Origin of the sequence: Capillimicrobium parvum (genome assembly GCF_021172045.1) — a bacterium.
GTDB classification, from domain to species: domain Bacteria; phylum Actinomycetota; class Thermoleophilia; order Solirubrobacterales; family Solirubrobacteraceae; genus Capillimicrobium; species Capillimicrobium parvum.
On the sequence record NZ_CP087164.1, the window covers coordinates 2,938,955 to 2,948,492 of the forward strand.

At 68.8% G+C, this 9,538-nt stretch carries 13 protein-coding genes; 8 read left to right on the top strand and 5 right to left on the bottom strand.

Annotated elements, in window-relative coordinates:
* Positions 1-19: 19 nt before the first annotated feature.
* On the bottom strand, positions 20-574 hold the full coding sequence (locus DSM104329_RS14350) for a hypothetical protein (protein WP_259316126.1): 555 nt from the start codon (positions 572-574) through the stop codon (positions 20-22).
* Positions 571-1,917: a hypothetical protein gene (locus tag DSM104329_RS14355; protein WP_259316127.1), complete on the bottom strand. Its 1,347-nt coding sequence runs from the start codon at positions 1,915-1,917 to the stop codon at positions 571-573. Before DSM104329_RS14355 ends, DSM104329_RS14350 begins: the two co-directional genes overlap by 4 nt.
* 308 nt (positions 1,918-2,225) lie before the next feature.
* Between DSM104329_RS14355 and DSM104329_RS14360 the strand changes: the two genes are divergently transcribed.
* Genes DSM104329_RS14360 through DSM104329_RS14370 form a run of 3 tightly spaced genes read left to right on the top strand, consistent with a single transcriptional unit; the run spans position 2,226 to position 4,913 of the window.
* Positions 2,226-4,262, top strand: coding sequence for an AAA family ATPase (locus tag DSM104329_RS14360; RefSeq protein ID WP_259316128.1), 2,037 nt, complete (start codon positions 2,226-2,228; stop codon positions 4,260-4,262).
* Positions 4,263-4,290: 28 nt separating this feature from the next.
* Complete coding sequence (locus tag DSM104329_RS14365; RefSeq protein ID WP_259316129.1) at positions 4,291-4,500, top strand: hypothetical protein; 210 nt, start codon at positions 4,291-4,293, stop codon at positions 4,498-4,500.
* Complete coding sequence (locus DSM104329_RS14370; RefSeq protein ID WP_259316130.1) at positions 4,497-4,913, top strand: hypothetical protein; 417 nt, start codon at positions 4,497-4,499, stop codon at positions 4,911-4,913. The genes DSM104329_RS14365 and DSM104329_RS14370 overlap by 4 nt, the downstream gene beginning before the upstream one ends.
* A 144-nt stretch (positions 4,914-5,057) precedes the next feature.
* Here the strand turns inward: DSM104329_RS14370 and DSM104329_RS14375 are convergent, their stop codons facing one another.
* Entirely contained in the window at positions 5,058-5,555 is a 498-nt protein-coding gene (locus DSM104329_RS14375; RefSeq protein ID WP_259316131.1) for a type ISP restriction/modification enzyme, read from the bottom strand.
* An 81-nt stretch (positions 5,556-5,636) separates the two neighbouring features.
* Positions 5,637-6,266, bottom strand: coding sequence for a TetR/AcrR family transcriptional regulator (locus DSM104329_RS14380; protein ID WP_259316132.1), 630 nt, complete (start codon positions 6,264-6,266; stop codon positions 5,637-5,639).
* On the opposite strand from DSM104329_RS14380, the gene DSM104329_RS14385 reads away from it, so the two are divergent.
* Complete coding sequence (locus DSM104329_RS14385; protein ID WP_259316133.1) at positions 6,261-6,737, top strand: pyridoxamine 5'-phosphate oxidase family protein; 477 nt, start codon at positions 6,261-6,263, stop codon at positions 6,735-6,737. The genes DSM104329_RS14380 and DSM104329_RS14385 overlap by 6 nt on opposite strands.
* On the opposite strand, the gene DSM104329_RS14390 is transcribed toward DSM104329_RS14385, so the two are convergent.
* Entirely contained in the window at positions 6,667-7,296 is a 630-nt protein-coding gene (locus DSM104329_RS14390; RefSeq protein ID WP_259316132.1) for a TetR/AcrR family transcriptional regulator, read from the bottom strand. The genes DSM104329_RS14385 and DSM104329_RS14390 overlap by 71 nt on opposite strands.
* Between DSM104329_RS14390 and DSM104329_RS14395 the strand changes: the two genes are divergently transcribed.
* The 4 genes from DSM104329_RS14395 to DSM104329_RS14410 all read left to right on the top strand — a co-directional run bounded on the left by DSM104329_RS14395 (position 7,291) and on the right by DSM104329_RS14410 (position 9,533).
* Positions 7,291-7,800 (top strand): pyridoxamine 5'-phosphate oxidase family protein, encoded by a 510-nt coding sequence (locus DSM104329_RS14395; protein WP_259316134.1) that lies wholly within the window; start codon positions 7,291-7,293, stop codon positions 7,798-7,800. The two genes, DSM104329_RS14390 and DSM104329_RS14395, sit on opposite strands and share 6 nt — an antisense overlap.
* Before the next feature lie 199 nt (positions 7,801-7,999).
* A complete protein-coding gene (locus tag DSM104329_RS14400; protein ID WP_259316135.1) occupies positions 8,000-8,437 on the top strand; it encodes a VOC family protein in 438 nt (145 codons plus the stop codon).
* The gene (locus tag DSM104329_RS14405) at positions 8,437-8,622 is read left to right on the top strand and encodes a nitroreductase family deazaflavin-dependent oxidoreductase (RefSeq protein WP_259316136.1); all 186 of its coding nucleotides are present in this window, start codon (positions 8,437-8,439) and stop codon (positions 8,620-8,622) included. Before DSM104329_RS14400 ends, DSM104329_RS14405 begins: the two co-directional genes overlap by 1 nt.
* 47 nt (positions 8,623-8,669) lie before the next feature.
* On the top strand, positions 8,670-9,533 hold the full coding sequence (locus tag DSM104329_RS14410; RefSeq protein ID WP_259316137.1) for a helix-turn-helix domain-containing protein: 864 nt from the start codon (positions 8,670-8,672) through the stop codon (positions 9,531-9,533).
* Positions 9,534-9,538: the final 5 nt, after the last annotated feature.

Consider the following 9,538-nt stretch of genomic DNA (forward strand, 5'->3'; position numbering starts at 1 on the left):
ACGCGGCCCGAGTCGAGAATCAACGCTGAGCGGCTCGCCGTTCTCGGCGTCCGGCGCGGACGTCTGCTTCCTGATCGGCGGAAAGGGGCGGCTTGCCTGATTCGGCGCGCCGGGCGTTCATGACGGCGATCACACGGTCGTCCTCGGCCTCGGCGTCACGCTCGGCCTGCTCGGCGCGCGCCTTTGCTCGGGCAAGCGCGGCTTGGTCGCGGCGTGCGAGGTCGTCCTCGATGCGTCGGCGGACGAGTTCGGGGACCGCGTCGACCCACGGCCTGCCGGGCTCGATGAGGAACCACTCCCACGTGTACTGGATGCCGGCCTGGTCGACGATGCGGTCGTAGCCCTGGCTACTGCCGATCGGTTCGTCGGTCGGCCCGCTCCACAGTCGAATCGCCTCGTCGAAGGCATTGACGCTTCTGCGCAGGAGCGAGACGCCTTGCGATCCGCCGTTGGGTACGTAACGCGAGCCGTTGTCGAGCTGGACGTGGACTTCCTTGCGGAAGATGTCCTGCCACTCGGACTTGATGAACGCGTCGTACAGCTCGGCCGGCGCGCGCTGGTCGCCGGCAGTCACTGCGGTCCGCCCGTGGGTTCCGTGCGGAGTGGGGCCCGCCGCGGGACCTGCCCTGAGTTCGTTACGGGCTCATCGGCGATACCGAGCGCTTCGTCGGCGTCCGCGATTTGCTCCTCCCGTTCGGCCTCGGCCGATGATTCCGGGACCTCGGGTGGGAGCAGATGAAAGATCTCGCCGTCGCTCGTCGAGAGGTAGAGAAGCTCCGAGCTGTCGTCGACCGTCGCCGGCGCGATTTGAGCGCGGAGCTTGGCCTGCCGCTCGGCCAGGGACTTGTCCCGGTCGCGCCAGCGGCCCTTCAGCTCGATCTCGGAGAGCTGTCGAGTCAGATCCTCGGCAGCCGCGTGGGTCTGCTCCAGCAGGCGTGCTTCGCTGTCCAGGTGCTTCTGCAACGCCGTGTATGGATTGTGGGGGTCGACGAGAGCGACGGACGCGGCATCGGCAATGAGCGCCTTGCGCTTGATCGCGATTGCGGCCCGCGACAGGTGGAGGTCCCGAACGAAGTGGTCTACGTCCTTCGTCTTGCCACCAAGCGCCTGCTCAAGTTGACGGTAGTCCACCTTGCCATCCGCGTCGACAAGTCGGTCGACCGCGCCGCGGTTGCTCTCCAGGAACTGCCCTGAGCGGTGGAACTCATCGTCTGCGCTCTTCAGTGCGAGTTCCATCGACGGATTGTGGCCGTCGAGCATCAAGCTGATCGCGCGAGACAGCTGTCTATCGGCGGACCACTGATCCTTCAGCCTTTCGGTGTAGTGGCGTTCCTCCTGCCGACCAAGGATCGTCTCGATCCTGCGCTGATGGGCAACCTGTTCGCGCCGGGCCGCCATGTCAACGGCCATCACCGTTCCGGCGACAGCGAGCACCGGCCAGCCGGCTGCGACTGCGCCACCAGCAGCGACTGGCGTCAGGACGGCATGGGCGGTCTTTCCGCCGGAGCGGGAGAACCCTCGATACCCTGACGTGCCGGCAGCCTTGACGAGCTCGGCGCCTTTCGGGAGGACAACGCGGTAGAGCGTCGGGCTCATCGGGTTGAGAGCCTTGACGATGTTGACAACCGCCTGCTCAGCGGATGCGTTCACCGGAACGGCCCGGTACCTCGCAATGTCCGACTCGGTTACGGGCCGGTACTCAACCGCGACTGGCATCGCAGCCGTCTCGAGCGCTTCCCAGACCGTGGTCGGCGCCGCACCGGCAGCGCCAAGGACTCCTGGTGGGACGAGAATGCCTTCCTCCGGAAACACGGGCCGCACACTGGTCTCGGTTCGGGCGGTCGGCTCGGGTCGCCGCGAGGATCGCCGGATCAGCCAGGCGGCTACGACTACTGCGATGACGGCGGCGGCGATCAACGCAGGAAGCATTGGGTGCCAAGGCTAGGACATGGCCCGGCCATTGCAACGATGAGACGCGCGATTGCACGCTGGCGAGCCAGTCGGTGCAACGAAGTGAGGTTTCGCAAAGTCGCTGATGAAGGAATCGAATAATGAATCCGTGAGCGAATCACTGCGAGCGCGGTCCAGGCACGTCGCGAGCCGGCGCGGGTGGCCCAAGTCGGCCTCGGGCGAGTGAGTGGGACATGACGAGGATTGACCACTAAGGATGTTCGGAGTCCGTGCCGATGTGGTGCGGTATGGAAGCCCACGCGGACGACAGACGGATGGATCCCACGATCGCTGCGCAGCTGCGCGCGCGACTCGACGTCTCGGAGCTCGACGCGGACGCCAAAGCCGTGATCTCCGCAGCGATCGGCGACGGTGACGCGCTACCTGCCGCCGCCAAGACCGTCGCCGGGGTCTACCTGAAGTCGATCAGCGTCCGGGGCTTCCGTGGTATCGGTCCCGAGGCGGTCCTCTCGCTGCGGCCGCAGCCGGGGCTCACCGTGGTCGTCGGCCGCAACGGGAGCGGGAAGTCCTCGTTTGCCGAGGGCCTTGAGCTGCTGCTGACGGGCACCACCAAGCGATGGGAGTCCGCAGCGAAGCCGTGGTTGAGCGCGTGGCAGTGCCTGCATTCCGACGAGGGAGCCAGAGTGAGCGCCGAGCTCGTCGTCAGCGGCGAGCAGGCGCCGGTGCGGCTGCAGCGGACGTGGGAGCCGGACGCCGGGTTCACCGACGCAAGCGGGGCAACCGACGCCATCGAGACACTCGACACGCGTGGATGGACCGAGGCGCTGACGGCGTTTCGCCCGTTCCTCAGCTACGGCGAGCTCGCATCCATGTTCGACAAGCTCACGAGCCTGTATGCGGCGCTGTCGCCGGTGCTCGGCCTCGAGGACGTCGACCGGCTGCTCGTGCGGCTCAGCGACCGGCGTCTCGCCCTCGACAACTCGGCCAAGGCCGTCAAGAACGCGGCGAAGGAGCTCGCTGCGCAACTGGATCCCGACGATCCTCGCCAGGCGGAATTGGCCTCACTGTTGGTCACGCGCACGATCGACCCAGACAAGGTCCGCCATCACCTGGACGCGCATCCGCCGGGTATGAGCGCCAACGATGCGGCCACCGCCGGGCTGCGCGCGCGGGCCACGCGGGCGGTCCCGGACGACGAGGCCATTCGGGCGGCGCGGCTTGGGCTCGACGAGGCAGAGGCCACGCGGCGAGCGCTCAGCAGAACGGACCTCGACCGCGCTCGCCGGCTGGCGACGCTGCTGGAGGGCGCGCTGGCCGTGCGCGACGCCGGGCGACTCATGGAGGACTGCCCAGTGTGCGGCACGACGCAGGTCCTCGACGCGGAGTGGGACGAACGCGCGCGGCAGGAGATCGCTGAGCTGCGCAGGCAGGCCTCCGTCCTTGACGCGGCGACGCAGCAGGCGGCGAGTGCCCTCCGCCGATGGGAGGCGGTGCTCCACCAGGTGGACATCGCGACCGACGGGACCCTCGAGGAGGCCCTCGCCGCCGCAGAGCGCATCAGGCAGGCCGCCGCCGCCGCCCGCGCGGAGCTCCAGGGGCTGGACGAGGCCTGGCAGACGCAGGTCGAGGCCGCGATGGCGTGGCTGCGAAGCGCACGAGAAGCCGCCGCCCGGTCTGGCGAGCTCAAGGCGACCAAGGCGGCCGAGGCGTGGCTCAAGCAGGTCGCCGACGACCTGCGCAACGATCGTTTCCGGCCGATCGCCGACCAGGCCGTCGCCAACTGGCAGCAGCTGCGCCACGACTCGAACGTCGAGCTCCACGACATCCGGCTGAAGAGCGTCGGGCGCCAACGCCAGGCCTCATTCGATGTGCGCGCCGACGGGACGCAGGCCAACGCTCTCGGCGTGATGTCGCAGGGCGAGTTGCTCGCACTGAGCGTCTCGGTCTTCCTGCCGCGTGCTGGGCTCGACGAGTCCCCGTTTCGCTTCGCGGTCATCGACGACCCGGTCCAGTCCATGGATCCGGCGAAGGTCGATGGCCTCGCCAGGATCCTGGCGGACGCCGCGAAGACGCGGCAGGTCGTCGTCTTCACCCACGACGACCGTCTGCCCGAGGCGATCCGTCGCCTGCGACTGCCCGCGACGGTGCTGCAGGTGCTGCGCCAGAGACGATCCCAGGTAACGGTGCGGGAGGTTCGCAGCCCGCTCGTCCAGCACCTGAAGGACGCCAAGACGATGGCAAAGTCCGACCGGTTGGCGGAGGGCGTCCAGCAGCGCGTCGTCCCGACCCTCTGCCGAGGGGCGATCGAGGCGGCGTGCGCGCGCGGTGCGGGACGGGCAGCCGGTCGCTGAGGCGGACGAGCGCCTCAAGGAGGCCGGAATGCTCCGCCAGCGGCTCGCCCTGGCGATCCTGGGAGACGCGAGCCGGACGGACGAGCTGGGGAAGGAGCTCGTTCGCGTCGGGGGCCCGGGCGCGCCGGCGCTGCTGCGTCGACTGAACGCCGGTGCGCACGGGGACTTCGACGGCTCCGTCCGCGACCTCCCGCACGAGACCGAGCGCTTCGTGCACGCGCTCGTCGACGCGTCATGAAGGTCAACGACCTTCTCCTCGCCGCGCTCAAGCTGCTCGACCAGCCGATCGAGGATGCCGAGGGGACGTGGCCGCACGCAGCAGCCGTCCTGACCCGACAGGCGATCGAGGAGACCATGTCGCGCTGGTGGAAGCACGTCGAGCCCGACATGAACGCGGCGAACTGGAACGAGAAGTGGCTGGCCCTGCCCAGCTACCTGGGCCGGTCTCCGGTCGTCGGCGAGGCGCACTACGCCTGGTCGGTGCTGTCCGACGCTTGCCACCACCGCGCCTACGAGATCGGCCTGACCGAGGCGGAGCTGCGCTCGCTGCTGATCAAGGCCAACGACTTTGCGCGCCTAGTCAGCGACCGGCTCGCCAACCGCCAGATTCGGATCGAAAGGGTGGCGGCCGCAGCGTTACCAGTTGCGTGATCGGGATCCTACGCGCCCACGGGGTCGTATTGCGCGCGTACTCGAGATATCCGTCGCGACGGACGAGCCGGCAATACGCCGAGTCTTCGCTGACACAACGAGTGCCTCAAGACAAAGCGTCGCCGAGGCCGAGGCCGGGGCGTCTTACGACGCAGCCACTACTGAGGCCGAGCCGCCGGAGCCCTCGAGCGCCCGCAATCTGTCCACGATGTCGAGCGTCTTGACACTCACGGCTACGACCCGGAGGAGCAGGTCGACGATGTAACGCGGGTCATCCGAGTAGCGGTTGGGGTCGTTGCGGATGCCGGAGTCCTTGTCGGTGCGGACCTGGTGGCGGTCCATCACCCACTCGATAGCCGGTCGACCGTTGACTTCGTAGTCGTAGGCGCGCTCGGGAATGCCGGCGATCGTCAGGTGGGCGCTGACGATGATGGAGCTGCGGTCGCGCTTGCTGGGGAATCGCAGCTTCTCGACGCGGTAACGGACGGAGTATGCATGGCGTGAGTTGCCAGTCGAGCGACACGCGCTTAGCGCGCTCGCGTGGGTTCGCGCGTGCCGAGCACGAAGCTTCGCGGAGGCGTGCACGAGGCTTCGCTGCGCGGGGCATTCTCGATTCGTCTGAAACAGGGATGGAGAGTCCATCGGGCAACGCCCGCTAATCGACGTTATGTGAACCCGATCCGACGAACCACGCCGTGACAGGCGGCGCGCTCCAGCTGGTCATCAGCTCGCTGCGGCGTGGCTTGCGATGCCGGCGACGATGGTGTCGAGCCCGGCGTCAAACGCCCGGATGAGTGGACCGAGTTCGTCGCCGGCGTGACGCAGCGGTGCCGCGGCGCCGAGCGCGGCACCGTGAACGAAGTCGACGACGAGCCAGACGTTGGGCTCAACGAGGTCAACGTCGATGCCGCTGTCGGCGACCGCATCGGTGAGGGGCGCGACGAGCGGCATGGCGCCGGCGGCGACGACCGGGTCAGCGAGCCCTGCGGCGACGAGGTCGCGGTTGACCACCACAACATCCCAGTACGCCTTCGCCCAGCCCCGCACCCGCACGTCCCATGGGTCATCCGCGGCGGGGAGCGTCATCGCCCCGACCGTGCGCGCCATCACGAGCGAGAGGAGCTCGCGCTTGCTGGCGACGTGGTGGTACACGGCCATCGGGTCGACGCCGAGCGCGGCACCGAGCCTGCGCATCGACAAGGCGGGCAGCCCCGCGTCGGCGATCAGCTCGCACGTCGTCTCGACGATCGCGTCAACCGTGAGCGGATCGGTTCTCTGCCGCGCCTGATTGCTCATCTCTACGCTGTAGAGTAGCTCGACTCTACGCCGTAGAACGAAAGGCTCGACGTGCATGAACGCCCGGAGGATCTCACCGCTCTGCAACACCTGATTGACGACGCCTACGCGAACGCCAGCGCTCACCTGCTCAGCATTCACGAACCCGAACGGCGGCTCAACGCCGCCGCCGTGGCCTCCACGCTGACCGGCATGCGCCTCCTCGTGCTTGCCACCACCACGCGCGATGGCCGGCCGATCACCGGGGCGGTCGACGGCGTGTTCTACCGCGGCCGCTTCCACTTCGGGTCGTCGCCCGACTCCGTGCGATTCCGACACATCCGAGAGCGGCCTGAAGTGAGCGCCACCCACCTGCCCGGCGAACACCTCGCGATCACAGTGCACGGGACGGCCGAGATGATCGACGTCGGCGCGCCCGAGCACGCCGAGTTCCGTGGCGGCGCGCTCCAGCTGGTCATCAGCTCGCTGCGGCGTGGCTTGCGATGCCGGCGACGATGGTGTCGAGCCCGGCGTCAAACGCCCGGATGAGTGGACCGAGTTCGTCGCCGGCGTGACGCAGCGGTGCCGCGGCGCCGAGCGCGGCACCGTGAACGAAGTCGACGACGAGCCAGACGTTGGGCTCAACGAGGTCAACGTCGATGCCGCTGTCGGCGACCGCATCGGTGAGGGGCGCGACGAGCGGCATGGCGCCGGCGGCGACGACCGGGTCAGCGAGCCCTGCGGCGACGAGGTCGCGGTTGACCACCACAACATCCCAGTACGCCTTCGCCCAGCCCCGCACCCGCACGTCCCATGGGTCATCCGCGGCGGGGAGCGTCATCGCCCCGACCGTGCGCGCCATCACGAGCGAGAGGAGCTCGCGCTTGCTGGCGACGTGGTGGTACACGGCCATCGGGTCGACGCCGAGCGCGGCACCGAGCCTGCGCATCGACAAGGCGGGCAGCCCCGCGTCGGCGATCAGCTCGCACGTCGTCTCGACGATCGCGTCAACCGTGAGCGGATCGGTTCTCTGCCGCGCCTGATTGCTCATCTCTACGCTGTAGAGTAGCTCGACTCTACGCCGTAGAACGAAAGGCTCGACGTGCATGAACGCCCGGAGGATCTCACCGCTCTGCAACACCTGATTGACGACGCCTACGCGAACGCCAGCGCTCACCTGCTCAGCATTCACGAACCCGAACGGCGGCTCAACGCCGCCGCCGTGGCCTCCACGCTGACCGGCATGCGCCTCCTCGTGCTTGCCACCACCACGCGCGATGGCCGGCCGATCACCGGGGCGGTCGACGGCGTGTTCTACCGCGGCCGCTTCCACTTCGGGTCGTCGCCCGACTCCGTGCGATTCCGACACATCCGAGAGCGGCCTGAAGTGAGCGCCACCCACCTGCCCGGCGAACACCTCGCGATCACAGTGCACGGGACGGCCGAGATGATCGACGTCGGCGCGCCCGAGCACGCCGAGTTCCGTCAAACCCTCCTCGACATCTACCTGCCCCGGTATGGAGACGCGTGGCTCCCGATCCTCGAAGGCGGCACCTTCGCCCGCATCCACCCGCGCCGGATGTTCACCTTCGCAATGTCTGAGGCCGCGTAGCGGCGCTCACACTGCGGGTCGCAGCCAGATCGTGTTGACGATGTCGAGAACCATCCCCCGGCTCCGCTCACCGGGTAGAGGGCCACGACAGGCGCGGCCCACGACATCCGGAGACCGCGATGCACGCCAGGACCACCCGTCGCTCCACCGACTCCCAAGAAGGGAAGGTCATGGACCAGCAAGAGATCGGAGGCCGTTCATGACCGTCCTACGCTTGGAGCACATCGGCATCGTCGTCGACGACCTCGCGGCGGCGATCGCGTTCTTCGTTGCACTCGGGCTCGAATTGGAGGGCGAGGCGTCCGTCGAGGGGAGCTCGGTGGATCGCATCAACGGTCTGGAGGGCGTGCGGGCGGATATCGCGATGCTGCGGACCCCGGACGGCAACGGCAAGGTCGAGTTGGCCCGGTACCGCTCGCCCTCATACGCGGGCGGCGATCAGCCGGCACCGGCCAACGCGCCGGGCATCCGCCACATCCTCTTCGTCGTCGACGACATCGAGGCCTCCCTCGACGACCTTCGAGCGCACGGCGGCGAGCTGGTGGGCGACCTGGAGAACTACGCCAACAGCTACCGGCTCTGCTACGTCCGCGGCCCGGCAGGGATCATCGTCGAGCTGGCGGAGAAGATCGGCTGATGGGCGTCCCATTGTTCGGTCAGCAGCACGTCGACCGATACCGCGAGACCGGCGGCGAGGAAGGTCACGACCGGCAGGGCACCACGGTGCTGCTGCTCACCACCACCGTGCGCAAGTCGGGTGCCCAGCGGGCCACGCCCCTGATCTTACGAAGAAGGGCTGAGGGAGGCCCTGTCAGGGGGTGACTGGCAGGCCCCCTTTGGCCCGTGGCAGCGGGGGTACTGTGGTTCTCGTGGACCCCGCCAGAGACATCGCCGAGTTCCTCACCTCGCGCCGCGCTCGGGTCACCCCCGAGCAGGTCGGCCTGCGTACCTACGGGCCGCGCCGGGTGAAGGGCCTGCGCCGTGAGGAGGTCGCATCGCTGGCCGGCGTCAGCGTCGACTACTACAAGCGCCTGGAGCGCGGAAACGCCAGCGGCGTCTCCGATGGCGTCCTGGAGGCCCTGGCCGAGGCGCTGCTCCTGGACGCGGCCGAGCGCGCGCATCTGCACGACCTCGCTCGCGCCGTGAACCCGGTTGCGCCCAAGCGGCGGCGGCCCGGCCCGCAGCGCGTGCGCCCGGTGGTGCAGCAGATCGTCGATGGCATGAGCGCACCCGCGATCGTCCGCGGCAGCCGCCTGGACTACCTGTCGGCGAACGCGCTGGGGCGCGCCTTGTACGCGCCCGTGTTCGAGAGCGTCGAGCAGCCGGCCAACAGCGCCCGCTTCACCTTCCTGGACCCGGCCGCCCGCGAGTTCTACGTCGACTGGGAGCGCACGGCCAAGGACCTTGTCGCGCACCTGCGCTCGCTGGTCGGTCAGAACCCCTTCGACAAGGCTCTGTCGGACCTCGTCGGCGAACTGGCCACGCGCAGCCCCGAGTTCGCCGCCTGGTGGGCGGCGCACAACGTTCGCTACCACCAGACCGGCACCAAGCGCCTGCGCCATCCGCTCGTGGGCGAGCTCGAGCTGTCCTACGAGGTCATGGACCTGGCGGGCGACTCCGGCCTGACGATCGCCGCCTATGGGGTCGAACCCGGCAGCCGCTCCGCCCAGGCGCTTGATCTGCTCGCCAGCTGGGCCGCGACCCTCGACCACGCGATCACCCAGGAGCACTGAACACG

Excerpts from the sequence above, each read along its gene's own strand:
- DSM104329_RS14380 (WP_259316132.1), bottom strand. The coding sequence starts at position 6,266 with ATGCACGTCGAGCCTTTCGTTCTACGGCGTAGAGTCGAGCTACTCTAC.
- DSM104329_RS14365 (WP_259316129.1), top strand. The coding sequence starts at position 4,291 with ATGCTCCGCCAGCGGCTCGCCCTGGCGATCCTGGGAGACGCGAGCCGG.
- DSM104329_RS14375 (WP_259316131.1), bottom strand. The coding sequence starts at position 5,555 with ATGGACTCTCCATCCCTGTTTCAGACGAATCGAGAATGCCCCGCGCAG.
- DSM104329_RS14370 (WP_259316130.1), top strand. The coding sequence starts at position 4,497 with ATGAAGGTCAACGACCTTCTCCTCGCCGCGCTCAAGCTGCTCGACCAG.
- DSM104329_RS14400 (WP_259316135.1), top strand. The coding sequence starts at position 8,000 with ATGACCGTCCTACGCTTGGAGCACATCGGCATCGTCGTCGACGACCTC.
- DSM104329_RS14405 (WP_259316136.1), top strand. The coding sequence starts at position 8,437 with ATGGGCGTCCCATTGTTCGGTCAGCAGCACGTCGACCGATACCGCGAG.
- DSM104329_RS14390 (WP_259316132.1), bottom strand. The coding sequence starts at position 7,296 with ATGCACGTCGAGCCTTTCGTTCTACGGCGTAGAGTCGAGCTACTCTAC.
- DSM104329_RS14360 (WP_259316128.1), top strand. The coding sequence starts at position 2,226 with ATGGATCCCACGATCGCTGCGCAGCTGCGCGCGCGACTCGACGTCTCG.